Here is a 24,494-nt window from a genome sequence, read left to right on the forward strand (position 1 = left end):
GGTAACACAAAATTCTCTTTCACTAAATACTAACAAAGCCTTGGTTATATTCCATTACCTGAAGGGTTCAGGGTCTCCTTTTCCTTCCCTTATAATTACCGGATAATCTCCGGTTAAATCAACAACTGTAGTGGGCTCATGACCACAATTTCCACCATCAATAATTAAATCAATTTGGTTACCTAATAAATCCTTAATTGCTTCAGGTTCACTTAATGGAGCTTCAGCTCCCGGTAAAATTAAGGTAGTACTCATTAAAGGAGCTTCCAGACACTCCAATAAAGACAAAGTAATCGTGTTATCGGGCACTCTTAAGCCCAAGGTTCTTCGTTTTGGATGAAGCATCAAGCGAGGCACTTCATGTGTAGCATTAAGAATAAAGGTATAAGAGCCTGGAGTGAAAGCCTTCAATAATCTAAAAATTGGATTAGAGACCTTGGCATAAGTGCCTAACTGGGATAGGTCACGACAAACCAGAGTCATATTATGATTCTTATCTAATTGACGTAAGCGACGGATCCGCTCCAAGGCCGACTTATTGCCTAAACTACAGCCCAATGCATAGCCTGAATCCGTCGGGTAAACGATAAGCCCCCCTTCTTCAATGATTGAAACTGCTTTTCTCAACAAGCGTGCTTGAGGGTTATCCGGATGTAAAGCAAAAAACTGACTCATAAAGTCCCCTGTTTAATGTTCCATTCTTGCCAAATAGGCGTGCATATTATTGGTAATTGTCTCTGATGCCCCAGATTTATACAAGATTGAGCGTCACTATGGTAATCTGAACCTGATGAGGCAAGCAAATGAAATCGCTCACACATGCCGGCCATTTCTTGAATTTGTACAGTGGTCATTTCTCCAGAAACGACTTCCATACCAACACCTCCAGCTGCTTTAAATTCCATGATTAACTCACGCAATTTTGAACGCGTCAAACCATATTTAAGTGGATGAGCAATTACAGCCTGCCCACCAGAATGTGATATACATTTGACCGCATCGTGCATGCTAATCCATAAGGTAGGTATATAGGCACACTTGCCTCGCCCGAGGTAATTTTTAAAAGCCGACTTCATATCTTTTGCCTTTCCTTCATTAATCAGTACTTGGGCAAAATGAGGTCGTCCAACCCGTTTGTGGCCAGCCAAATGACATGCTTTTTCATAAGCACTGTCAATACCAATCAAATGCAAGGATTCTCCAATTTTCTCGGCACGCTCTATTCGATTTTTATTTTGATGCGCAATTAACTCTTGTAATTCCGCTGTGTGGTTAATTTGGTAACCAAGTATATGAATGTCATATTTCTTCCAACGAGTACTGAGTTCTATCCCCCTGACTATTTCAATATTTGTATGGATTGCAGCACCATATAAAGCGTCATATCCTGCAACAGTATCATGATCAGTAAGAGATAAGCATTGAACTTGTAAAGTATTCGCTTTTTTTATTAATTCTTCAGGAGTTAGTGCGCCGTCTGAAAAAGAACTATGACAATGAAGATCGATCATAAATTGCAGCTAATTTAAAAAAATCGAAGTATAGCATAATTAACGTGAGTTCGACATAAAAGGCTTTTATGACTTTTATGTCGCTAAACGCACGTTAATTGTTATCAAATCAGGTAAAAATATGAGGTTGTAAAGACTAAACTATCCTTTTCTTTGAACAACTTGCACAACATAGTACTTTTGCACTATTCTTTAAGTATGGTCATTAATCTTTATAAAAACTTTGAGTAGTACATTAAACAGTGAAATAATCAAATTACCACCTCTTAATACCAGGGAAATCGCAAACCTGTGTGGGGTTTTGCATAGTAACTTAAAAATTTTAGAACAGCACTTCAAGGTTTCAATAAAGCTCAAAAACCATAATATGATAATATGTGGCCAATCAGGTGACCATTTTGAAGAGATAAAAAAAGTATTAAAATTATTGTATCCTTTAACTGCCGAACCTATAGATGCTAAAACACTACGAGTCTTAATCAATGAGGATTATCAAACAGCAATGACTCACCATATCAGATTATCCCGAAAATCAATTTCTGCACGTAATAGCAAGCAAGCCGCATATCTGGACTCTATTAATAAACATGATATTACTTTTGCCGTAGGGCCAGCTGGGACTGGTAAAACTTACCTGGCTGTTTCCAAAGCAATAGAATATTTTGAAAAAGGCGAAGTGCAAAGACTTATTTTTGTAAGGCCTGCTGTAGAAGCGGGGGAAAAACTCGGTTTTCTTCCAGGTGATCTAGTAGAAAAAGTCTTACCTTACTTAAGGCCTATTTATGATGCATTGTATGAAATGATAGGCTTTAAAGAAACTCAAAAGCTAATTCAAACTGACATCATTGAAATTCTTCCATTAGCTTTCATGAGGGGCAGGACTTTAAATGAATCTTTTATTATCCTGGATGAGGCTCAAAATACCACCATTATGCAAATGAAAATGTTTCTGACACGCATGGGTTTTGGCTCTAAAACAGTCATTACAGGTGACATTACTCAAGTGGACTTACCTAAAGGCATTGACTCTGGCCTTACGCATGCCATTCAATTATTCAGACATTTTCCTGATATCAGCATTCATACATTTACCAGTCGTGAAGTCGTCAGACATCCTTTGGTTTCAAAAATCGTAGATTGCTATGATAATGAGATAGAAAGGAATAAAAAATGACCCATCACATTGACATACAAAATGCTACAGGGAAATTATTGCCTTTGAATGAAGATGAAATCACCAAGCTGGCATCACTGGCTCTAAGAGATCATAAGCAAGATGCTGAGCTAACAGTTCGTCTGGTTGATATTGAAGAAATGACTTATCTTAACCACACCTATAGAAAGAAGAACAAACCAACCAATGTTCTTGCATTTCCATCCTCCCTACCTGCAAACATTGAACTGGAATGTCCTCTTTTGGGTGATGTCGTTATTTGCCCTGAAGTGTTACTTGCAGAAAGCACTCAATTCAATAAATCGCTACATGAACATTGGTCTTTAATCCTGATTCATGGGGTGTTGCATTTATTAGGGTATGATCATATAAAAGATGAAGAAGCCTCTATTATGCAAATGCTCGAAGCCAAGTTACTGGCTGAATTAGGTTATGCTAATCCATATGAAGTCGAGGAAAATGAACTTGAATAAATTGGAAGATGGTGGGTCGTGGTTTTCTCGTTTAAAACAGTTCTTACAAGGAGAGCCACAAAATCAGGAAGAATTAGTCAGTTTATTAAGAGATGCGCAAATACGCTCCTTGATTAGTTCAGAGACCCTTGCAATGGTTGAAGGAGCTATGCTTTTCTCAAAAATGCGTGTTCGAGATATCATGCTGCCTAAAAATCAAATGGTCTGTATTAATAAAGGCGATGATTTTAAACATATTATATCCATTGTAACTCAAACAGGACATTCACGCTTTCCCGTAACTGGTGAAAATCCTGATGAAATTGTTGGTATTTTGCATGCGAAAGATTTATTAAGATATCAGCCAGAAAACATGGAATCGTTTGATCTATTGGATATCTGCCGCCAAGTAACGTTTGTACCTGAAAGCAGGCGCCTTGATAGTCTGCTTAGCGAGTTTCGAAGTAATAGAAACCACATGGCTATTGTTGTCGATGAATATGGAGAGGTGTCAGGCTTCGTTACCATTGAAGATATCATTGAACAAATAATCGGCGATATAGAAGATGAGTTTGATATTGATGAAGACGCCTATATCAAAGCCCATGAAGGCCACTGCTATATAATTAAAGCTCACACTCCAATAGAAGAATTTAACGAACAGCTCAACGCTGATTTTAGTGATGAAACCTATGATACAATTGGGGGCATAGTATTAAACAAATTCGGTTATTTACCTCAACGAGGTGAAGTAATAACCATAGATGATTTTGAATTCAAAGTTCTTAATGCCGATTCGAGAAGAATAAAGTTATTAGAATGTCTCGATAAAAGAATTTCCGAGAAACCAAATTCTACTGTTGAAGGATAAGTAATTCATGAGCAGCTCTATTCTCATTATTGATGATGACACAGAACTAACAGACTTATTAACCCAATATTTGGAACCTGAAGGTTTCAATGTGGTATGCGTACATGATGGAGAAAATGGTGTTAAAAAAGCTTTGAACCAAGTATTTGATGCCATCATACTGGATGTCATGCTGCCTAAACTTAATGGTTTTGAAGTATTAAAAGCAATAAGAGAGCATTTGGAAACACCTGTATTGATGTTAACTGCTCGTGGCGATGATATCGATCGCATCGTTGGATTAGAAATTGGTGCAGATGATTATTTGCCAAAACCCTGCAATCCACGAGAATTAGTCGCACGTCTGCGAGCTATTTTAAGACGCACTCAAAAAATCCCAACTCCCAAACCAATTATTGAACAGCACAATATCATCGTGGATTGCTCCAAACGGCACGTAACTATGGGAGGGAAATTTCTTGAATTAACTAATGCTGAGTTTAATATTTTGGAAATGTTAATCAAATCACCAGGACAAGCATTTTCCAAAGAGGAACTCACCGAATATGCTCTGGGAAGAAAATACACTGCTTATGACCGCAGTATCGATGTTCACATCAGCAATTTACGAAATAAATTAGGCGATAATCCTCAGGGAGAACCTTTAGTCAAAACTGTCCGGGGTTTTGGATACATGTTTAATGCGTAGCTTGTACTGGAAAATATTTGTTTCTTTCTGGCTTGCCACCATTTTAATTATTTTTACCACGGCGTGGGTTACCAGCCAAATCGCACAAAAATCATCACAACCAGCTCGAGAAGAAATGTTCATGGACAGCTATGCGAACGCAGCTGTTGCAACTTATGAATCAGGCCAACAATCAGCACTTTTAAAATGGCTTGATAAAATAGGACTTTCTCGTCATATGACACTTTATTTACTAACCAGTACTGGCGAAATCATTGGGGCTCAGAAACCACCTGAAAATGTTAAAAAGATTTCAGAAAATTTAATAAATGATGAGCTTCCCAGCGATGGCATATTTAAGACAGGAAAATTGGTTGTCAGTCATGAGATCATATCAACTTCTGGAAAATATTACCGACTAGCAGCTGTCAGTGAAAAACCAATCTCTTATTTTGTGCAAATCCCTTGGGCTGGCCTGACTATACGTTTAACTCTGGCCATATTCATTAGTGGACTTATCTGCTATTTACTCTCACGATATTTAACTCAGCCTTTACGCTCATTAGGCATGGCAGCAAAATCCATCGCTAAAGGCAATTTAAATACTCGTGTTGGTCGCTTCAGAGGTCATAGTAAAGATGAGATTGCCGAGTTAAGCAATGAATTCGATCGTATGGCTGAGCAATTAGAAGCACTTGTTCATTCCAAGGAGCGATTAATACAGGATATTTCGCATGAATTACGTTCTCCATTAGCCCGACTGAAAATCGCCATAGAATTAGGGAAAAAGAAAACCGGGCATTTGGCTGATAATGAATTTGCCCGCATGGAAATCGAAACATCCAGACTTAATGATTTGATAGGTGAAATTCTCGACTTTGCTCGTTTAGAGAAATCGACAACTGAGCTTCATTTATCTCAAACAAATATTGCTGATTTGCTTGCGCAAGTTATAAGTGATGCAAATTATGAATTCAGTCATCATTCTATAAGAATACAAGCTGGAATAATTACACCTTGTGTATTAAACATTGATCAACGCTTAATGCACAGGGCCATTGAAAATATTGTCCGTAATGCATCACACTATTCCCCTCCAGATGAAAAAGTCATTATTTCGTCAAGCTATAATGAAGGCAAAGATCAATTTTATATTGATATTAGTGATAAAGGACCCGGAGTTCCTGAAGATCAACTGGAAAAAATATTTAATCCTTTCTACCGAGTGGATACCTCCAGAACCAAAAAAACAGGTGGTTATGGGTTGGGATTGGCAATTGCAGCCAGAGCTGTAGCTTTACACCAAGGCGAAATTATTGCTAAAAATAGAGAACAAGGTGGTTTGCTCGTTCGTATCATTTTACCTGCTGATGTTATATAAGATCTCTATAATCCAGTTTCCTCCTTTTAACTACCAATAGAATTTTGACTTGTATTTTAAATTATGTAATCCCGTTTACATGCACATAATTATACATTTTGTTCATAATCCCGGTTTACTGGATGAAACCTATATTTTTAAGTAGAATGAACCTAAAAAATAATTGGAATACCATTTTGTGAGCAATGATACAACATTAAATAACGCAAGTAGTTATTTCTTTATATCTGGATTTATAATTTCAAAAATCCAATACATTCCCATTGCCTTGGTTTCTTCCGCTTTGAATCTGATATCACTTTTATTTTATCTGATTGGCTATAGTCTATGGTTTATTGCAAGTCACTTTTATCCCGGTCAAGCTAAAAAGAACCAAGAATGGTACGAGTTTGCTCAATTTAAAGAACAGTATCTTTATGCTGCCGCGCTAGGACTCATAGCCACAACTATCAGTATGATGGCAATCTTTTCTCCGATAATGCTTGTCCTTTCAGGATGGCTGTACTTTGGCAGTAATATTATTTGGACTATTGGTGAATACAACAAATTAAATAATCCGCCCATCTCTGAAGAAAATTTTTCCAAAGACCGTCAAAATGCCTACGTTTCTTATGCTTTATCCATGAGTGTAATAGGATTCATTACAGCTGCCTCAACTACTGCAGCTTTTTTTATTCCAGTAATAACTATACCCTTACTTATCATTACAACTATTATATGTATTGGGGTAGGATCATTAGCACTGGAATATTGGCTCGAATCGAAATTTGGGGACTATCAACCTGATATCTCTATGGATGAAAGCTATAAACAAATGAGCAATAATTTGGGGAAAAAAATTCATTTGGAGCCCAATCCTACCCCAGAACCTTATCATGGAACCAAGCCGCTACACTCAGCGCCGCATGATGTAAAAATAAAAGAACCGTTCTCAGATCCTCAAATGGATTTATCCTCTCATACTTGTAAATCACAGCATTAATTTAGTATATTCTGCACGCCAATGATGAGGGTGATAATGGATAAATTAACTTCGAAAATGATTAGCGAAGCACATAGGGCATTAGTCAATGCTTATGCTCCCTATTCCAAATTTTCAGTAGCAGCCTGTATATGCACTGATAAAAATAACTTTTATACAGGGGTGAATGTAGAAAATATTTCTTATGGGTTAACAACTTGTGCTGAAGTTTCAGCGATTTGTAATATGGTTACTGCAGGTGAGCGAAAAATTAAAAGCGTTGTGGTATTAGCCGCAAATAATTTGCTGTGCTCTCCCTGTGGTGCATGCCGACAAAGGATTCATGAATTTTCTTCCTCTGATACCATGGTACATCTCTGTAATAAAGACACAATATTTCATAGTATTACAATTAATGAATTACTACCCTTAGCTTTTGATTTTAACCCTTAATCGGATGATTTTATGACGACTTCAACATCTACTATCAGTTACCCACATTTAGCAGCAGAATATATTCAAAAATTATATCCATCATTTAAACCAAAAGTGGGTGTAGTATTAGGTTCAGGTCTAGGTCAATTTGCCGAAGAGTTAGAGGATGCTGTATCTATTGAATACGAAAAACTCCCTGGCTTCCCCAAAATTACAGTACAGGGACATGGAGGGAAATTAATTTTAGGATATCATGGATCTACTGCTGTTATTTGCTTGCAAGGCAGAGCTCATACTTACGAAAGCATGGAAAATCATGACGCTGTAAAAACCTATGTAAGAACTTTAAAACTATTAGGTTGCCAGTATTTTATTGCAACAAATGCTTCTGGCTCACTTAGAGAAGACGTTGGACCAGGTGAATTAATGCTAATTACCGATCACATCAACTTTCAACCTGGAAATCCCCTGGTTGGTCCAAATGATGATGAGTTTGGCCCTAGATTTTATCCTTTAGATAATGCTTACGACATTACCATGCGTAATGCATTACTGGATATTGCCAAAAGAAACTCGATTAATCTACACCAAGGGGTTTACATCTCTGTCTTGGGGCCAAACTATGAAACAGCAGCTGAAATTCGTGCCTTTAAATTGCTGGGAGCCGATGCGGTAGGGATGTCTACAGTTCCTGAGGTTCTAGTCGCCAATCATTGTGGTTTACATGTAGCTGTCATTGCTACTATAACAAATTATGCAACCGGTCTCGCAAAAACCAGCCATAGCCATGACTCTGTTGTCAAAATGGCATCTATTGCCGCTGAAAAACTTAATACTTTGATTAAACAGTATATTCTGGAATTATCGTGAGTTTGGATAAACATTTTAATGATATCCTGGGCAAGCTCCTGTCAAACCAGGATATCATACCTATTTCGAATACTCAGTTGATACATTGTATTGATTTGACTTTTTTGGAGACAGACGCTTCCTCTGAAGCATTGTATCAATTACAGAACCAAGCCAGTCAAAATGATGTTGCAGCTATTTGTGTCCTACCCAAACATCTACATGCCTTTAAGCCTGACGCTAAAATTAAATTAGCAACTGTAATCAATTTTCCTCAAGGAAATGATGATTTACTGGCTTCCCTGGCAGATATAGATAATGCCATTCAGCTAGGTGCTAATGAGATAGATTATGTAATACCCTATCAGCATTATTTAAGAGGAAATAAACAAAAAGCGTTAAATCACTGTGATGTTATTATTCAAACCTGCAAAAAACATCAACTAACCTTAAAAATAATTTTAGAAACTGGCGCTTTTCCAGATATGGAGAGCATTTATCAGCTTAGTTCAGAAATCATTGCTCTTGGTGGGCATTTTCTCAAAACCTCAACTGGAAAAATCCCCCAAGGCGCCAGTCTGGCAGCAGTATTTGCTATGGCATGCGCGGTTAAGGATTCATCTTATGCCTCTTCATGTGGCATCAAGGTTTCCGGAGGTATTAAAACGCCTCTTCAAGCTCAACAATATGCTCAATTGGCTGAGTTACTCATGGATAAAGCAATTCATAAAGATTGGTTTCGTATTGGAGCCAGTACTCTGCTTGAGAAATTATTGTCATGAACGCAAAACCAATGTGTTAATATGTCAGTATGCAAACAGGGAGAGGTCTTGCAATGAGATTATGGATAATGCTATTTAACTGCTTTATTGTTACCTTTTTAATAACATTCTCTCACGCAAAAGCGCCAGTAAATAACAATAAATCATCTTATTGCCTCCCTAACCAATCATGCTGGCCAACCTCCAAAGAATGGGAGCAACTAAACAAAAAAATAAATGGCCATTTAATAAAAGCCAGGAACTATCTATCACCTTGCATTGAAGATCCCCAAAGTGATGGTTGTAAAAATACCCTAGAGGAAATAAAAAATCCCTTTTATTTGGAAACACAACCTACCGCAACCCAGTCTACCGGCTGGTTTGAGGCATGGGATTCAGAAATAAGCCCATACATAGTTGCAGCAAAAACAGCGCAGGAAATCGCTCATGCAGTAAAATTTGCTAGAAAACATCATATTAAACTAGTTGTCAAAGGCACCGGTCACGACTATCTTGGAAGATCCAATGCTCCTGATTCTTTATTGATTTGGACGCATCATATGAGAGGAATACAGTTCCAAAATCATTTTGTCCCACAGGGTTGTCCTGCAAACCACAAAAGTGTTCCCGCTGTAACTGCTGAAGCAGGTACAAGGTGGATAGAGGCTTATAAAGAGGTTAGTGTAAATCAGGGACGCTATGTTCAGGGTGGAGGTTGTACTTCCGTCGGGGTTGCTGGTGGGTTTATTCAAGGTGGCGGGTTTGGGAGTTTTTCTAAAAAATATGGAACTGGTGCAGGAGGAGTTTTAGAAGCAGAAGTTATTACCGCTGATGGTTCGATTTTGATCGCTAATGAATGCCAAAACCAGGACTTGTATTGGGCATTGAAAGGAGGTGGCGGTGGAACCTATGGTATCGTAAGTAAAATCACTTTGGAAACGCATGAATTGCCCGCAACATTTGGGGCATTAACAGGAACCATTACAGCAAAAACAGATCAGGATTTTAAAAATCTCATAAATTATTTTATTACTTTTTACAGGGAAAAACTTCATAATGAGCATTGGGGAGAACAAGTCATATTAGGCTCTGATAACAAAATGGAGCTGGCATTGGTTTTTCAAGGGATGAGCAAAACTCAGGTTGATAGATTATGGCAACCATTTAAAACTTGGTTATCCCAAAAACCTGAACATTATCAATTTACAATAAACAGTCTGGTACTACCTGCAAGAAAATTCTGGGATTACGATTATCTAAGCAAAAATCTACCTGATCATATTGTAATTGATAAGCGAAAAAATATCCCTTATCCAGAGTTTTGGTGGGCTGGTAATCAGTCAGAAGTTTCTATCTATTTAACTCACTACCAATCCGGTTATTTGCCCTATACCCTCTTTCAAGAAAAATTTTCGAATACACTATCTAACGCCTTGTTTGAAGCATCTCGCCTGACCAAACTGTCTTTGCATTTCAACAAAGGCTTGTCAGGAGCTTCTCAGCAAGCCATCGAAAGACAAAGAAAAACATCAATGAACCCTTCCGTATTGGATGCAGCAGCCTTGATAACAATAATTGGGGGGCAACAATATGTCTTTCCCAAGTTACCTGGGCACAAACCTGATTTAGATAAAGCAATGTTTTCAGCTAAACAGGCAAAAAAAGCAATGAAGCTAATATCTGATCTGAATCCCGATTCAGGCACTTATGGAAATGAGGCCGATTACAATTTAAAAAATTGGCAAAGGGCTTTATGGGGATCCAATTATGAGAAATTATTACAAATTAAACATCATTATGATCCTGAAAACCTGTTTAATTGCCACCATTGTATTGGAAGTGAATAAAAATTAATTAATAATTTTGAGAATCTCAGTTAGAATAACGAGTCATAGTGAATTAATTAGCATTGGAGTTTAAATTATCATGAAGACTAAAATCATATTTAAATCCATTTCATCATTACTATTGGGTTTGCTACTTGTTAGTTGTAGCAATGAACTTCCTCCCGGCGAATATGATGCAAATGAGATAGGCAAAATTAAAAAGGTTATTCCGGGTGTGATTATTTCCAAACGACCAGTGAATTTACATCGTCAAAACGCTGATGCCAATCTGCATGTAAAAGGTGGTGCTGATTCTAATTTGATAGATGGTGGTTATAATAGAACACATGGTGTCGAATACGTCATCAAGTTAAACTCTGGCACCATTATTTCAGTGGTACAAGCAGAAGACTTGAAATTAAAGAACAAGCAAAAAATTCTGGTAATTTATGGAAGACACACTCGAGTTGTAGCTGATAATGGAAGCGATGTATATTAATTAGCCTGTCTGCTTCAAAATATAGGTTGGTGTTGGATTTTTTCTTCTAAAGCCTGTCTTATGAAGGAATTTTCCGACACCCATAATCTCTTAACATAACAAATTTTCTATTGGGATTGAGAGGATATATTATTTAAATCAATGCTAATCCAACGGCAAACCACATCACTAATCCATAATAACCACTCACTAAAAATGCTTTAAAACACTTTTTAGGTATTCTTGCATAAATTAATTTTTGTTGATAAGTCAATATTCCAGAGGCGATACACCATAACAAATAAAAAAACCATTCTGCGTTCTTATTTATTGCCCATATCAACCATAAAGAATGCAGAAAAATCAGTAACAAGGCAATAATTAATCTATCATAATTTGCAAAATAAATTGCCGTCGATTTGACGCCTATTTTTAGATCATCCGCTTTGTCAGTCATCGCATACATTGTGTCATAAGCGATAATCCAGGAGAAATTAATTAAAAACAATACAATAAAATCGCTATTTAAATTTTTTCCTGAGGCAATGAATGCCATAGGAATACCCATGGAAAAAGCCAAACCTAATATCAGTTGTGGAGCATTCAAAAATCGTTTACAAAATGGGTATAAAAAAGTAATTAGCACGGAAATAACCGCAAAATAAAAACAATTGATTGGAAGTTTTAATAATAAAAGCAATGAGGCACAAAGTAATATAAACAATAAAATAAATGCCTCAGACAAACTAACCTCTCCAGAAGTCAAAGGGCGAAATTGGGTTCGGGCTACGTGCTTGTCAATATGCCTGTCAGCAATATCGTTAATAACACAACCTGCGGAACGCATGAATACTGTACCTAATAAAAAAATCATAAATAAATCAATCGAAGGAAAGCCCTGATTTGCCATCCAGAGTGCGCATGCGGTGGGATACCAAAGTAATAAAATTCCTATTGGTTTATTTAAGCGTAATAATCTGACATAGGCATTCCAGGGAATCATAATAAGTTTTCCAACTCCGGTAACAAGATTTCAACCAAATAAAAAGAACTTTTTTCCTGAAATACTAGCTCCGTAAGCCTAACCCACATCTGCGAGTATTCAGAACGAATGTATTTATTTACCCAATGAAACTCAAGATTTAATTGATCTACTGGATAATAAAGTATTGGTAACCGTCTCACACTGCTTTCATCAAAAATTAAATTCCGTATTGATTCATTTTCCAAACGGTTGAAAAATTCTGGTTTAAGAGCATAACATGATTGTGGAATAACCGATCGTGCGTACCAATAGACAATTCCTTGATTTTTCATAACAATTTCTCGTTGAAAAATACTATTGTCTTGTATACCTAGAAGATACCTATCCCACCAATTTGGAATAGCCCAGTTTTGAGATAAACGTTCCAACTCTGCATTCCCGGTCATTGCTTTTAATTTATCTGTTAAAGAATCTTGGTATTCCAGCCAATCTTTGAGTAACCCTGGCCCCTTGGTATCGGCAATCAGAAAGGATTGATAATTAATAGACATACATAATAATTTGGGAAAAAATTTCATAAGATATTACAAAATTACCTCTTTATGAACAACCATTGCTTATATTTAAGATGAAAACAAAATCATTTTATTTTTGATTTTGTATTAATTAAATTCCCCACCTTAACCCTGCCAAGTCTATTTAAAGTAACCACAACTCTTTCATTAGTTCGCCTATTATCCAAAATAAATTTACCATTACTCATCGCACGATAAGGGATATTGGATATAATAATTCTATTGTTAGAATCCACACCCTTCCAATTAATGTTCCAGGAATTAGAATTCCATTGCCATTGGTGAATCAGCTCAATTTTATTGGATTTTTGGTCGAATTGAGCAAGCACCATCCCCTTGGCCCAATTTTCATTAGAGCCTAAAGGAATAAGATAAATCGGATGCCCCAAATGAATAGCCTGTATTTTAGAGTATTGAACGGCAGTTTTTATATTATTGATTAGGGTTTCTTTCTCATTTTTTTGTATTAGTGAAAAAAATGACCATGAACTTAAAAGCAATAATCCCACAAGCAAGGCTAATGCAAACATCACTTCAAGTAGAGTAAATCCTCTTATTTTCATGAATTGAGATCGCATGCCATCTATAAGATTTTATGATGAAGATAAGATGCAATTCTAATAGCAATCACTTTTGGTGATATGGCTGCGGCATAAGCTAAAATTTTATTTCTTAGTCCCGGAATAATATACAACTTTCCTTTTTTTAACCCTTTATAGGCAATTTTAGCGACCTTTTCCGGGGTCATCATTCCAATGTATCCCCTCTCCAACATAGAGCTTTCCATACCAGACGCATGAAAAAAATTGGTTTTTGTTGCTCCGGGACAAAGAATAGACATAGATACCTTAGTGCCTTTAAGCTCATAGGCAATAGCATGAGAGAGCGTAGCCACATACGCTTTACTTGCATAGTAGGCTGCCATAAAAGGGCCCGGTTGAAATGCTGCTGTTGAAGACACCTGTAAAATACTGCCTTCATTTCGAGCTACAAAATCATGAAGGTAACATAGTGTTAACTCACTTAAGGAAACCATGTTTATGTGCATTAAATCATCGAGCTTGTTCATGTCCATCTCAACAAATGAGCCCATATAGCCTATGCCTGCATTATTCACCAGACAATTGACTTCTACGCCCTGCTCCTTTAAATCAGTATACAACTTTAGTGCGCTTCCTGGTTTACTTAAGTCATGTACTTTATATTCAGCTTTAACTTGATATTGTGCATTTAATTGCTTTGAAATTTGTTCCAGCTGTTCAGAATCTCTACCAACAAGTATTAAATCATGGCCATGTGATGCAAACTCATGTGCCAAGGCCAAACCTATACCTCTCGAGGCCCCCGTTACTAAGGTCATCATGATGCACTCCTCCTTTTGCTGTTTGCACAGGCTCCATTTTGTTACGTAAACCATCCAATAATTTAGATGCATCAGCATGCTTTTCCTGCTTAAACAAACTCAAGATCCGTATACATTGAGGAAGACTTAAATCCCATTTACCAAAATAGTTTGCTTTTAAAAGATTAATGTCACTATACAATAAGTGCCTAACCTCTTTTAATAGATCATAAATTTGTTGACATGATCCTTCTTTAAGCTCTTTTATCAATTTAACAATAATATGAATAATGACATGAGCATCACCTGAAATTTTGTTAAAGTGCTCAAGACAATCAAAAGGAGAATGTATATTCAGTGAGTGACGCGCACGATCTAATAGATTCTTATCAATTTTACTTGTTAATAAATCAGTAGATAGTTTTAAAAAAATTGGGTAGAGCGCCAATAAGACATCATGGTTTCCATTTTCAAATTCTGGACTGTGATTATGATGCTGGCAGACTGCATTACCAAAAAAAGTTAACGTGTTGCTTTCATTAGAAATTGTTTTATCCTTTTCAGGATTAGAGGGTAGAGACGTATTAAAATATAGTTTTCTAAGCTCCAGAGATTGTTTCATTAAAGCAGTGCGGTTAGGCAAGGTAGATTGCACGATTAGATTATTAACAACATTAAACCATTGCTCATCTCCCCTGTAACAACAGTAAGCTAGCAAATCTCCCAAAGAACTGAAAGTGGAGTACATCATTTCCTTATTAACATAGCTGTTGTTTTTTTTAGTATATCTTACATTAAGATAATCCAGAGTTGACCGATAACCATTTTGGATCAATTCCTCCTGACTCTGTCTTTCTACGTTAAACCCTGTTGTAGATACTTTCCCTGTTTCAGGGATTATCGTTTGCAGAGCATATTGTCTTAATTTAAGGCGATCTCTTTCCCATCCACTTGCAGGATCACTGACTCCAGTCAGTAAGCTATAAATCCAGTTGAGTATAAAATTCTCTCGATAAACCTTGTCCATTATTCTATCAATAACATTTCTTTCAATCCCATTATCAAATTGAACTGCCAATACTTTTAAATTATTACCAAACTCAGACTCCAGCAGCGTTGAATGGTCATCAAAAAAAACCTCAGTTGGAAAATTACTTAATATTCCTCCGTCATTATGCTCCTCACCATCCAGTAGGGTATCTCTATATAGGATCGGAAAGCTCGCAGAAATTTTAACTGCTTCACTGACTTCCAATAATGGATAATGATTTGCTGACAAATAAATAGTTTTTCCTGAGCGTTTATTGGTTGCGGTAACAATTAATTCTTTACCTATTCCACAATCAGGGAATTGCTCTCTTAAAGACGCTAAAGTACTAAAAGTTATTTTCCCCTTTGGATATGGAATTTTATATTTGTTTACTATTTGCCTTACTTTATTTACGATAGCATAATCCAAAGCGGTTTTTAAAGAATGTGTGTCAGATAACCCATTTCTGTCTATATCAAATTGAACTAAATGCTCTTGTTTAAAATGTTTGAAAAGTTCAGTAATTTCATCAGCAGTATAACCTAGATAGCACATCAAAGACATGATTGCGCCAGCAGAGCTTCCGGCAAATTTGGTTGGCCTCATCCCTGCTTCATTGAGAGCCTTCCAAACTCCAACATGAGCAAAAATTTTTGCCCCACCTCCACAAAAAACCAGATTAGTAATATCTGGCCGTGTCTCTGTGACCAGGATCTCCTTTGATTTGGAACGCTGATAAATTTTGACAGTTTTCGTTTTATAAAGTAATTCCAGATTGTCGTCTGAAGAGCTTATTTTTTTAGTTTCGTTTGCATTACCGAAAAATAGTTTAGATATCCATCTCCAAAGTCTGATATACCAAGGTTTCACACCATTAAAGCGTTGCATTTTTCTGTAGTCATACATGTCTTTATGACGAGCCTCTGGATCAGTTACATCAATAGATTGAGGGTGGGGGCTTTTACAGACAGACTCATAATTAAGATTTTTATAATTGAGCCCAACAAGTTCATCAACCAGTTTATCAGTAATAAATACTCTTTTAACATTACCCAATGGTTCACTTTGGCTATCATTGGGATCTCTATATTTGGTACCTGAAGGGGGTACTAAAAATTGGTTAAATCCAATTAAGATACCCTGCTTTCCATGACACATCTCAATACCAGTCAGCTGATAATTGACAGAAAGTCCCAAATCCGTTATCTTCCAATGTTCAGATTTATTATTAAATAACCAGTTTTTTAAGATACCCCACCAGCTTAAAGCGACCTCCGCAGTGAAACCTCGATATTCATTCACATAAACGCCACTTAAAAAACCATGCTCTTTATCTTTTTGATGAGGCTCAAGCAACCATTCAATAAATAAAGCTCTTTTCGAATCACTCAATCGAGTGAAATCAAAAATCATACGTTCATCATCAAATAAGTAATTCCCTAGTGCGATCTTGTTATCTGGAGCCAACCCATTGATTCTGAGGCGTCCCAAGTAAGCTGATATGATTATTTTTTTTAATAAATCTAAATTCTGAGGATATTTGGTGTCAGATTCCAGCAGCTGACTTATGACGTGCTGTGGGGTCATCAGTAGATCCTTACGTCTGGGTAGTCCATAGAATAAATATCTGAAATAATTTGAGTTATTTTTAAATATTTATTAATCATCTTTATAACAATTATCATAATTTTCTATAGAATAAAATAGGAATGGTACAACTAATTCAAAAATGAACAAAATTATACCATATGTATAATTTTTTAAAAGTATGTCTCATCAAAGATCACGTAATAGGGCGGAAACAACCTCATAGGGATTGCTTGCTTGCGTAATTGGTCTTCCAATAACCAGAAAATCACTTCCTTCTCTGATGGCTTGTTGTGGAGTCATTATTCGCGATTGATCATTTTTTAAATTATTTGGCAGTCTTATGCCAGGAGTGACGGTAATAAAATTCTCGCCACATTTCTGTTTTATAATTTTAACTTCATGTGCGGAGCTTACCACACCATCAAGCCCAGCCTCTCTGGCAAGCATAGCAAGATGAGTTGCTTGCTCAGGCAATGAATTGCTAATACCAACACTGGCCAATTCTCCTTCTTCAAAACTGGTTAGCACAGTGACTGCAATCAACAAAGGCCTGTCTTGACCATAGTTTTTTAAAGATTCCTTCGCAGCTTGCAGCATTTTTAAGCCACCGATGGCATGAACATTTATCATCCATACCCCTAATTCTGCGGCTGAATGGCAAGCTTTAGCAACTGTATTAGGGATATCGTGAAATTTTAAATCCAAAAATACTTTAAACTCTCTTCTTACTAATTCTTTTACAAACTGAGGTCCTAACAGAGTAAAAAGCTCACTCCCAACCTTAAGCGCACAATGACCAGGGTCAAGTTTGTCAACCAACTGTAAAGCGTTATCCTGATTATCAAAATCCAACGCGACGATTAATTTAGATGTCATTTATGCCATGGCCTCTTCATTCATCACAAGTAAAGCATTTCTAACTGCTGCAACTATTTTCAATTGCTCATCTTCTTGTAAGTAAGGGTGCATAGGCAAACTAATAACATGTTGACTTGCTTTTTCGGAGTTTGGAAAATCTCCAAGTTTGTAATTTAAATAACCAAGCGCCTGCTGTTGATGCATAGCTATTGGATAATGAACAGCTGTAGGAATCCCTGAAGCTTGCATTGACTTGGCAAATGCATCTCTATTCTCGACCTCAATAGTATACTGAGCATATACACTCGCATTGTATTGAGGGATATAAGGAATTTTCACTAACTTGGAAAGCATTTGATCATAACGTTTTGCTACTCTTTGTCTCAATAAAATCTCATTAGAAAATATTTTCAGTTTCTCAAGTAGTATTGCTGCCTGGATAGTATCCATTCGACCATTAATCCCTACCCGATGATGGCAATAGCGAGCATTTTGACCATGAACTCTAATTTCAGTTAATTTCCTGGCTAAGATATCATCATTAGTAAAACAAGCTCCCGAATCACCATAACCGCCTAAGGGCTTTGATGGAAAAAAGCTGGTACATCCAATAGTTGCCAGAGAACAAGAATACTTGCCTTTGTAAGTAGCTCCAAAACTCTGAGCTGCATCTTCAATAACAGGAATGCCGTATTTACTTGCAATAGCATTAATCGTATCATAATCCGCACATTGCCCATATAAATCAACTGGCATAATAGCCTTGGTTTTCTTAGTAATCGCTCGTTCTAACTGTTCAGGATCCAAATTATAAGTTAAAGGGTCTATATCAACAAAAACCGGCGTTGCATGACAAAGGCTAATTACTTCAGCTGTTGCAAAAAAACTGAATGGGCTTGTAATCACTTCATCCCCTGGCTGAATATCCAGAGCCATCAAGGCCATTAATAAAGCATCTGTCCCACTTGAATTCACAATCGCATGCTTCACTCCAACAAAAGTGGCTAATTGTTTTTCAAGTTCTGCAATTTCAGGCCCCATAATATATTGGCCGTGATTTAATACCCTTTTAATGCTGTTTAAAATATCATTCTCAATTAAAGAATATTGTGTTTTTAAGTCGATAAATTGCATTATATAATCTCATAATTAGTATATAAATTGTTTAGCTATACCTAAGACCAATACCATGAAGTTAAGGAATAATCTTAATAAAAATATAAAGTTGCAATAAACTGATTTGAACGCAAACTGCCTTGGCAAACGCTGATACGAATCAGATTAAATTTTCCATCCGAATTGTTTTACTTAATTCGCAATGGAAAATTCCAATTGCTATACTAAGCTAGCATACAACTCTTCATTAACTTTCTGAGAGTATGTCTCAGGTTAATCCCCTTCCAACCCATGAATAGGCTTCATTCTACCCCACTGTTTACAACTTGGGCAATGCCAATGTAAATGTTTACCACCAAAACCACAATGACCACATCGATATATGGGCTTATTATCTAAAAATTTACTAGTAATATCATAAAGCATTTGCAGTTTTTCACGTACTTTCCCATGCGCTGATTCCAAATGCCAATATATCAAACGATTTAAACCTCTTATTGATGGGTGTTTGCTTAAATTATCAGCTACAAAGTCAATTGCAATATCCATACCTTTATTTTGTCGCAAATAATCAGCAATAACAAAAATCACAGAGGCTCGCGGATGCTTTTCCAAAGTTTGCTCAAGATAGTGAATGCAATCTGGCATGGAATCCAGCTCTTTATGACAAAAAACTAATGGTTCTATAATTTCAGTTAAAAACTCAGCGTCCTGTTGTGGCACTCGCTTTAAAGATCGAATCGCCTGCTTGTAACGACCCTCTTTCATTTCAATTGTAGCATTCATCAAACTGGCTCGTACTGATTCCGGATCAACATTCATTGCTTGTTTAATACAGTAAATGGCTCTATCCATTGCATTGATTTTAAGTGCTTGACTAGCCATTTCACAATAATAATGAGCTGCTTGATTGTGGAAACTGGCTCCGGTAGAAATTTCCAACTTCTTAATAATATCTAAAGCTTTTTCCCAGGCTTTTTCTTGTTGGTAAATTGCCAATAACCCTTGAAGACTGCTCGTATCCCTGCTTCCACCTAACTCAACAACTTCAAGGAAGATGCGTTCCGCTCGGTCAAACACACCGGCACTCATATAATCTTGCCCTAAAGCCATTAGGGCTTCTTTGCGTTGCTGAATACTTAATTGAGGTCTGGCTATTAAATTTTGATGAATACGAATAGCCCTATCTACTTCCCCTCTACGCCTAAATAAGCTGCCTAATGCAAGATGGGTTTCTACTGTATCACTATCAACTTCCAGAAGCTTGATAAATACGTCAACTGCTTTATCAGATTGTTCATTTAATAAATAATTAAGTCCAACTACATATTCTCTCGATAATCGATTATGAACATGAGCATCTTTATTGGAATTACTACGATTTGCCAGCCACCAGCCAGACCATGCGGCAGCAGGTAACAACAGTGGCCATAAATTAATCATCTATTAATTTTCCTCTCTGTATATCGAGTTTCCCCAAATAATAAAATTAATGCTGATCTTGTAAAGGTATTGAACGCAAATTCTTTATTTCCTTTTCAGTTAATTTTAATTGGTTTTTCATTTTACGACATTCAATTTTTAAACGCCAATATCGTGTAATAAAGAGAATAAAACCAATAAAAACGCCGACTCCAAGCATGATAGTCATAAGAACAGAGATAGGCATAGATACTGTTTTAAAATAGAAATTAACTTGAACCGACGAGGCATTTAGAGCCGCAAAACTAACACCAATAATAATAAGCAGTAGATAAGTTACCAGCATTAATATGCGCATTGAATATTTCCTTTTATCCTTAAGCTAAAACGTCCATCATACCATAATCTTTTTCTCAAAATAAAAAAAAAGCGTAGATAGTTCTACGCTTTTTCAGTTTTGACTTAAAAAGGTTATTCACCTTCTTTGCTAGCCATTTTTTCTTTCAATAAATCTCCGAGAGTAGTTGATGCAGCCTCTGTTCTGGAGTATTTCTTAATTGCATCCGCTTCATCCTGGGCATCTTTTGCCTTGACAGAAAGTGAAATGGTGCGATTTTTTCTATCAATATTAGTGATTTTTGCTTCAACTTCATCACCAACTTTTACAATAGTGGTAGCATCATCAACACGTTCATCGGATAATTCACTGACACGAATTGTACCAGAAACATCTTCTGCTAATGCAACGGTTACAGTTTTAGGTTCTACCGCTGTAACTGTACCTTTAACAATAGAGCCTTTTGTGTAAGTTTCAGCAAAGCTGGCAAAACTGTCACCTTCCAATTGTTTCAATCCTAAAGAAATACGCTCTCTCTCGGGATCGATTGCTAAAATAACAGCTTCTAACTCTTGGCCTTTCTTAAATTGTTTTACTGCTTCTTCGCCAGGAACAGTCCAGGAAATATCAGATAAATGAACCAGTCCATCAATATCACCATCAAGACCTATAAAGATTCCAAAATCAGTAATAGAGCGAATCTTGCCTTTTACCTTTTCGCCTTTATTATGAGTAGATGCGAATTGCTGCCATGGATTACCCACACACTGTTTCATACCTAAAGAAATACGTCGTCGTTCTTCATCAATTTCAAGAACCATAACGTCGACTACATCTCCTAGAGACACTACTTTGCTTGGGTGAACATTTTTATTAGTCCAATCCATTTCTGACATGTGAACCAAGCCTTCTACACCCTCTTCAATTTCAACAAAGCAACCATAATCAGTGATGTTGGTTACTTTACCTTGTAATCTCTTGCCTATTGGGTAACGTTCAACCAAATCAACCCAAGGATCATTTCCTAACTGCTTCATACCCAAGGAAACACGGTTTCTTTCACTGTCAAAGCTGAGTACTTTAACTTTAACATCCTGACCTACTGATAACACTTCGCTTGGATGCTTGACTCGCTTCCAGGAAATATCAGTGATATGTAACAAACCATCTATGCCGCCAAGATCAATGAAAGCACCATAGTCGGTAAGGTTTTTAACGATACCATGAAGCTCTTGACCATCATGTAAAGACTCCAGAAGTGCTTGTCTGTCGGCACTGCTTTCTTCTTCAACTACAGCTCGGCGAGAAACAACAATATTGTTGCGTTTCAAATCCATCTTGATGACTTTAAATTCAAGTTCTTTGCCTTCGAGGTAAGATGGATCTCTTACCGGTCTCACATCAACAAGAGAGCCTGGTAAAAATGCTCTGATTGAGCCAATTTCCACAGTAAAACCGCCTTTGACTTTTCCAGAAATCAAACCAGTGACTGTTTCATTATTTTCGTGACATTTTGATAACTTGCGCCATGCTTCCTGGCGTTTTGCTTTTTCTCTTGAAAGGAGCGTTTCGCCGTGACCATCTTCTACTGAATCCAGGGCCACTTCGACAGTATCGCCTACTTTAACTTCCAGTTCGCCATTTTTATCGTAGAATTCTTCTACAGCAACAATACCTTCTGACTTTAGTCCCGCATTTAAGGTAACAAAATCATCATCAATATCAATGACTTTAGCAGTAATAATGGCACCAGGATAAAATTGAGCTCCGGCAATACTTTGCTCAAATAATTCTTTGAAACTTTCAGACATGTTAATAAACTCTTTAGTAAAAAAATGGAAGAATGAGTTCCACTCACCTTCCCCCCAATTCAAAACTACAAATTATTCAAACGTTCATCAATTAATTTTAATACAATATTGAACACTTGTACAATTGTTAGTCCTGTTGTATCGATCAAGACAGCATCTTCAGCTGGTTTCAATGGCGCATGCGTACGAGCTGTATCCCTTGCATCCCGTTTAGCCAGTTCTTCAACAACCTGGGCGAGGCTAACATTAATTCCATTATCTTGCAACTGTAAATATCGTCTATTTGCTCTTTCTTCTGCACTTGCATATAAATAAACCTTCAAAATAGCATTTGGGAAGACCACCGTACCCATATCTCGCCCATCAGTCACCAATCCAGGAAATTGAGCAAAGTTTCTCTGGCGTTCAAGCAGTGCCGCTCTTACTTCAGGAATCACGGCAATTTGTGAGGCATCCTGACCACATTGTTCACTACGGATTTGCTGACTGACATTTTCATCATCAAGTATTACTTTTGTTTCATTATCTGCAGACGATTCAAAACGTAAATTTAAGGAACGGGCTAAATCAGTCAATTTTTTGATTTCATTCGTTTCGATACTATTTTTCCGAGCAGCATAAGCTAGAACACGATAAATAGCACCACTATCAAGCATATTCCAATGCAGTCTCTTTGCTAGCAAATGACAAATTGTCCCCTTTCCTGTTCCACTTGGACCATCCAACGTAATGACAGGGACCTCATTATTAAAAACCATCAGCTATATTCCTCTATCTGAAAACGAAGCATGTTAGCGGTAGTAACAAAAGATGGAAATGAAGTGGCAACATTGGCACAGTTTTTAATCGTTACAGGAGCACCAGCGACGGCACCAGCAATGGCAAATGACATGGCAATTCGGTGATCTCCTCGGCTATTCACCTCACCGCCGTGTATACTTCCACCCTCTATCAATATTCCATCATCAAAACCCTCAGCATGAACCCCCAATTGATTTAAGCCATCCACCATAGCACCAATACGATCACTTTCCTTCAAACGCAGCTCTTTAGCGCCATGAAGAGTTGTTTTCCCTTGTGCACAAGCGGCTGCAATAAAAATAACCGGAAATTCATCAATTGCCAAAGGCACCATAGAGGCAGGAATATTGATTCCTTTTAATTGGGAATATCTAATATGCAAATCAGCAACTGGCTCCTCTCCATAGGCACGTTGATTCAAAACTGTAATATCAGCTCCCATTTCAGTTAAAATATGAATAACGCCAGTCCTTGTTGGATTAATACCTACATTGCGAATTAAAACATCAGAGCCAGGAGTAATAGAAGCTGCAACAATAAAAAATGCAGCAGACGAAATGTCTCCCGGGATATTCAGACGAGTTCCATGACACTCACCGTTACTATCAATAACGATAGTACCATCTTGTATCTGAACTGGATAAGAAAATGTTTTTAACATTCTTTCGGTATGATCCCGACTGACTGCATTTTCAGTTATTTTTGTTTGTCCTTCAGCGTACATACCCGCTAATAACAAGCACGACTTCACCTGAGCACTGGCTTCTGGCATAACATAATGTATTCCATTTAATTTTTTTCCACCTTTGATTACAATAGGTGGCTTCCCATCCTGAGTTGTAACATCTGCCCCCATTTGACTTAAAGGCCTGCTGATTCTTAGCATCGGGCGCTTAAGTAAACTTTCGTCCCCCGTTAACTGGCTATCAAATTGTTGTGCTGCCAGCAATCCAGCCAACAAGCGCATACTGGTGCCTGAGTTGCCGCAATCAACAATATTTTTTGGTTGTTTTAAACCATATTTCCCAACTCCGTGAATAATAACGCGTTGCTTCTCGGGCCCTTCTATTTTAACTCCCATCGCTTGAAATGCTTTAAGAGTGGCTATACAATCTTCACCATCCAAAAAGCCATCAATTACTGAAGTTCCAATGGCAATCGCACCAAAAATAATAGAACGATGTGAAATGGATTTATCTCCAGGTACTGTGATTTCACCCTTAAGATAGTCAACTGGTTTACTTATAAAATTCAACATACT

25 protein-coding genes are annotated in these 24,494 nt (G+C 37.1%); 11 read left to right on the forward strand and 14 right to left on the reverse strand.

Translation table 11 applies throughout. The features are described from left to right. Nucleotides 1-54 precede the first annotated feature (54 nt). Complete coding sequence (locus CC34_RS0101425; RefSeq protein ID WP_027221621.1) at nt 55-675, reverse strand: L-threonylcarbamoyladenylate synthase; 621 nt, start codon at nt 673-675, stop codon at nt 55-57. Beyond that, a complete protein-coding gene (locus tag CC34_RS0101430; RefSeq protein ID WP_027226946.1) occupies nt 672-1,511 on the reverse strand; it encodes a PHP domain-containing protein in 840 nt (279 codons plus the stop codon). The genes CC34_RS0101425 and CC34_RS0101430 overlap by 4 nt, the downstream gene beginning before the upstream one ends. A 367-nt stretch (nt 1,512-1,878) precedes the next feature. On the opposite strand from CC34_RS0101430, the gene CC34_RS0101435 reads away from it, so the two are divergent. From CC34_RS0101435 to CC34_RS0101485, 11 genes are all read left to right on the forward strand, one after another. Then, complete coding sequence (locus CC34_RS0101435) at nt 1,879-2,685, forward strand: PhoH family protein (RefSeq protein WP_028378885.1); 807 nt, start codon at nt 1,879-1,881, stop codon at nt 2,683-2,685. Continuing rightward, on the forward strand, nt 2,682-3,158 hold the full coding sequence (gene ybeY / locus CC34_RS0101440; RefSeq protein ID WP_027226944.1) for an rRNA maturation RNase YbeY: 477 nt from the start codon (nt 2,682-2,684) through the stop codon (nt 3,156-3,158). The genes CC34_RS0101435 and ybeY overlap by 4 nt, the downstream gene beginning before the upstream one ends. Then, nucleotides 3,118-4,008, forward strand: a complete 891-nt coding sequence (locus tag CC34_RS0101445) for a CorC family transporter (protein WP_032832149.1) — start codon at nt 3,118-3,120, stop codon at nt 4,006-4,008. The genes ybeY and CC34_RS0101445 overlap by 41 nt, the downstream gene beginning before the upstream one ends. Nucleotides 4,009-4,015: 7 nt before the next feature. After that, entirely contained in the window at nt 4,016-4,696 is a 681-nt protein-coding gene (gene cpxR, locus CC34_RS0101450; RefSeq protein WP_011213724.1) for a two-component system response regulator CpxR, read from the forward strand. Further along, nucleotides 4,689-6,056 (forward strand): two-component system sensor histidine kinase CpxA, encoded by a 1,368-nt coding sequence (gene cpxA / locus CC34_RS0101455; protein ID WP_028379069.1) that lies wholly within the window; start codon nt 4,689-4,691, stop codon nt 6,054-6,056. The genes cpxR and cpxA overlap by 8 nt, the downstream gene beginning before the upstream one ends. Before the next feature lie 178 nt (nt 6,057-6,234). Then, entirely contained in the window at nt 6,235-7,038 is an 804-nt protein-coding gene (locus CC34_RS0101460) for a hypothetical protein (protein ID WP_028379070.1), read from the forward strand. A gap of 36 nt (nt 7,039-7,074) precedes the next feature. Continuing rightward, entirely contained in the window at nt 7,075-7,470 is a 396-nt protein-coding gene (gene cdd, locus CC34_RS0101465) for a cytidine deaminase (protein WP_027226940.1), read from the forward strand. 12 nt (nt 7,471-7,482) lie between these two features. Further along, nucleotides 7,483-8,322, forward strand: a complete 840-nt coding sequence (locus CC34_RS0101470; RefSeq protein WP_027226939.1) for a purine-nucleoside phosphorylase — start codon at nt 7,483-7,485, stop codon at nt 8,320-8,322. Next, nucleotides 8,319-9,083, forward strand: a complete 765-nt coding sequence (deoC, locus tag CC34_RS0101475) for a deoxyribose-phosphate aldolase (RefSeq protein ID WP_027226938.1) — start codon at nt 8,319-8,321, stop codon at nt 9,081-9,083. Before CC34_RS0101470 ends, deoC begins: the two co-directional genes overlap by 4 nt. 53 nt (nt 9,084-9,136) lie before the next feature. Further along, a complete protein-coding gene (locus CC34_RS0101480) occupies nt 9,137-10,909 on the forward strand; it encodes an FAD-dependent oxidoreductase (RefSeq protein WP_027226937.1) in 1,773 nt (590 codons plus the stop codon). Between the two features lie 79 nt (nt 10,910-10,988). Next, entirely contained in the window at nt 10,989-11,387 is a 399-nt protein-coding gene (locus CC34_RS0101485) for a hypothetical protein (protein WP_010947160.1), read from the forward strand. A 133-nt stretch (nt 11,388-11,520) separates the two neighbouring features. On the opposite strand, the gene ubiA is transcribed toward CC34_RS0101485, so the two are convergent. The 12 genes from ubiA to aroA all read right to left on the reverse strand — a co-directional run bounded on the left by ubiA (nt 11,521) and on the right by aroA (nt 24,491). After that, nucleotides 11,521-12,369: a 4-hydroxybenzoate octaprenyltransferase gene (gene ubiA / locus CC34_RS0101490; RefSeq protein WP_027226936.1), complete on the reverse strand. Its 849-nt coding sequence runs from the start codon at nt 12,367-12,369 to the stop codon at nt 11,521-11,523. Beyond that, complete coding sequence (locus CC34_RS0101495; RefSeq protein ID WP_027226935.1) at nt 12,366-12,902, reverse strand: chorismate--pyruvate lyase family protein; 537 nt, start codon at nt 12,900-12,902, stop codon at nt 12,366-12,368. The genes ubiA and CC34_RS0101495 overlap by 4 nt, the downstream gene beginning before the upstream one ends. An 89-nt stretch (nt 12,903-12,991) precedes the next feature. Continuing rightward, nucleotides 12,992-13,504: a GspH/FimT family protein gene (locus tag CC34_RS0101500; protein WP_027226934.1), complete on the reverse strand. Its 513-nt coding sequence runs from the start codon at nt 13,502-13,504 to the stop codon at nt 12,992-12,994. 5 nt (nt 13,505-13,509) lie between these two features. Further along, nucleotides 13,510-14,289 (reverse strand): SDR family NAD(P)-dependent oxidoreductase, encoded by a 780-nt coding sequence (locus CC34_RS0101505; protein ID WP_027226933.1) that lies wholly within the window; start codon nt 14,287-14,289, stop codon nt 13,510-13,512. Continuing rightward, entirely contained in the window at nt 14,234-16,888 is a 2,655-nt protein-coding gene (gene vpdC, locus CC34_RS0101510) for a Dot/Icm T4SS effector VpdC (protein ID WP_080271973.1), read from the reverse strand. The genes CC34_RS0101505 and vpdC overlap by 56 nt, the downstream gene beginning before the upstream one ends. Nucleotides 16,889-17,074: 186 nt before the next feature. Then, on the reverse strand, nt 17,075-17,764 hold the full coding sequence (gene pyrF, locus CC34_RS0101515; protein ID WP_027226931.1) for an orotidine-5'-phosphate decarboxylase: 690 nt from the start codon (nt 17,762-17,764) through the stop codon (nt 17,075-17,077). After that, nucleotides 17,765-18,880 carry a DegT/DnrJ/EryC1/StrS family aminotransferase gene (locus CC34_RS0101520; protein ID WP_027226930.1) on the reverse strand — a complete coding sequence of 372 codons (1,116 nt, stop codon included), beginning with the start codon at nt 18,878-18,880 and terminating at the stop codon, nt 17,765-17,767. 255 nt (nt 18,881-19,135) lie between these two features. Beyond that, nucleotides 19,136-20,305, reverse strand: a complete 1,170-nt coding sequence (gene lapB, locus CC34_RS0101525; RefSeq protein ID WP_027221603.1) for a lipopolysaccharide assembly protein LapB — start codon at nt 20,303-20,305, stop codon at nt 19,136-19,138. Between the two features lie 46 nt (nt 20,306-20,351). After that, nucleotides 20,352-20,642: a LapA family protein gene (locus CC34_RS0101530; RefSeq protein ID WP_027221602.1), complete on the reverse strand. Its 291-nt coding sequence runs from the start codon at nt 20,640-20,642 to the stop codon at nt 20,352-20,354. A 113-nt stretch (nt 20,643-20,755) separates the two neighbouring features. Beyond that, nucleotides 20,756-22,432 carry a 30S ribosomal protein S1 gene (rpsA, locus tag CC34_RS0101535; RefSeq protein ID WP_010947150.1) on the reverse strand — a complete coding sequence of 559 codons (1,677 nt, stop codon included), beginning with the start codon at nt 22,430-22,432 and terminating at the stop codon, nt 20,756-20,758. Nucleotides 22,433-22,497: 65 nt separating this feature from the next. Next, nucleotides 22,498-23,190: a (d)CMP kinase gene (cmk, locus tag CC34_RS0101540; RefSeq protein ID WP_027226929.1), complete on the reverse strand. Its 693-nt coding sequence runs from the start codon at nt 23,188-23,190 to the stop codon at nt 22,498-22,500. After that, nucleotides 23,190-24,491 (reverse strand): 3-phosphoshikimate 1-carboxyvinyltransferase, encoded by a 1,302-nt coding sequence (aroA, locus tag CC34_RS0101545; RefSeq protein ID WP_027226928.1) that lies wholly within the window; start codon nt 24,489-24,491, stop codon nt 23,190-23,192. Before aroA ends, cmk begins: the two co-directional genes overlap by 1 nt. Nucleotides 24,492-24,494: the final 3 nt, after the last annotated feature.

The organism is Legionella pneumophila subsp. fraseri, from assembly GCF_000586315.1.
GTDB classification, from domain to species: Bacteria; Pseudomonadota; Gammaproteobacteria; order Legionellales; family Legionellaceae; genus Legionella; species Legionella pneumophila_B.

Bases quoted from the DNA above. Each gene is read 5' to 3' on its own strand.
- cpxR (WP_011213724.1), top strand. From the start codon at position 4,016: ATGAGCAGCTCTATTCTCATTATTGATGATGACACAGAACTAACAGAC.
- CC34_RS0101445 (WP_032832149.1), top strand. From the start codon at position 3,118: ATGCTAATCCATATGAAGTCGAGGAAAATGAACTTGAATAAATTGGAA.
- rpsA (WP_010947150.1), bottom strand. From the start codon at position 22,432: ATGTCTGAAAGTTTCAAAGAATTATTTGAGCAAAGTATTGCCGGAGCT.
- pyrF (WP_027226931.1), bottom strand. From the start codon at position 17,764: ATGACATCTAAATTAATCGTCGCGTTGGATTTTGATAATCAGGATAAC.
- CC34_RS0101500 (WP_027226934.1), bottom strand. From the start codon at position 13,504: ATGCGATCTCAATTCATGAAAATAAGAGGATTTACTCTACTTGAAGTG.
- cdd (WP_027226940.1), top strand. From the start codon at position 7,075: ATGGATAAATTAACTTCGAAAATGATTAGCGAAGCACATAGGGCATTA.
- ubiA (WP_027226936.1), bottom strand. From the start codon at position 12,369: ATGATTCCCTGGAATGCCTATGTCAGATTATTACGCTTAAATAAACCA.
- cpxA (WP_028379069.1), top strand. From the start codon at position 4,689: ATGCGTAGCTTGTACTGGAAAATATTTGTTTCTTTCTGGCTTGCCACC.
- CC34_RS0101430 (WP_027226946.1), bottom strand. From the start codon at position 1,511: ATGATCGATCTTCATTGTCATAGTTCTTTTTCAGACGGCGCACTAACT.
- CC34_RS0101530 (WP_027221602.1), bottom strand. From the start codon at position 20,642: ATGCGCATATTAATGCTGGTAACTTATCTACTGCTTATTATTATTGGT.
- lapB (WP_027221603.1), bottom strand. From the start codon at position 20,305: ATGATTAATTTATGGCCACTGTTGTTACCTGCTGCCGCATGGTCTGGC.
- CC34_RS0101485 (WP_010947160.1), top strand. From the start codon at position 10,989: ATGAAGACTAAAATCATATTTAAATCCATTTCATCATTACTATTGGGT.
- aroA (WP_027226928.1), bottom strand. From the start codon at position 24,491: ATGTTGAATTTTATAAGTAAACCAGTTGACTATCTTAAGGGTGAAATC.
- ybeY (WP_027226944.1), top strand. From the start codon at position 2,682: ATGACCCATCACATTGACATACAAAATGCTACAGGGAAATTATTGCCT.
- CC34_RS0101470 (WP_027226939.1), top strand. From the start codon at position 7,483: ATGACGACTTCAACATCTACTATCAGTTACCCACATTTAGCAGCAGAA.
- cmk (WP_027226929.1), bottom strand. From the start codon at position 23,190: ATGGTTTTTAATAATGAGGTCCCTGTCATTACGTTGGATGGTCCAAGT.
- CC34_RS0101495 (WP_027226935.1), bottom strand. From the start codon at position 12,902: ATGTCTATTAATTATCAATCCTTTCTGATTGCCGATACCAAGGGGCCA.
- CC34_RS0101435 (WP_028378885.1), top strand. From the start codon at position 1,879: ATGATAATATGTGGCCAATCAGGTGACCATTTTGAAGAGATAAAAAAA.
- CC34_RS0101480 (WP_027226937.1), top strand. From the start codon at position 9,137: ATGAGATTATGGATAATGCTATTTAACTGCTTTATTGTTACCTTTTTA.
- CC34_RS0101520 (WP_027226930.1), bottom strand. From the start codon at position 18,880: ATGCAATTTATCGACTTAAAAACACAATATTCTTTAATTGAGAATGAT.
- CC34_RS0101425 (WP_027221621.1), bottom strand. From the start codon at position 675: ATGAGTCAGTTTTTTGCTTTACATCCGGATAACCCTCAAGCACGCTTG.
- CC34_RS0101505 (WP_027226933.1), bottom strand. From the start codon at position 14,289: ATGATGACCTTAGTAACGGGGGCCTCGAGAGGTATAGGTTTGGCCTTG.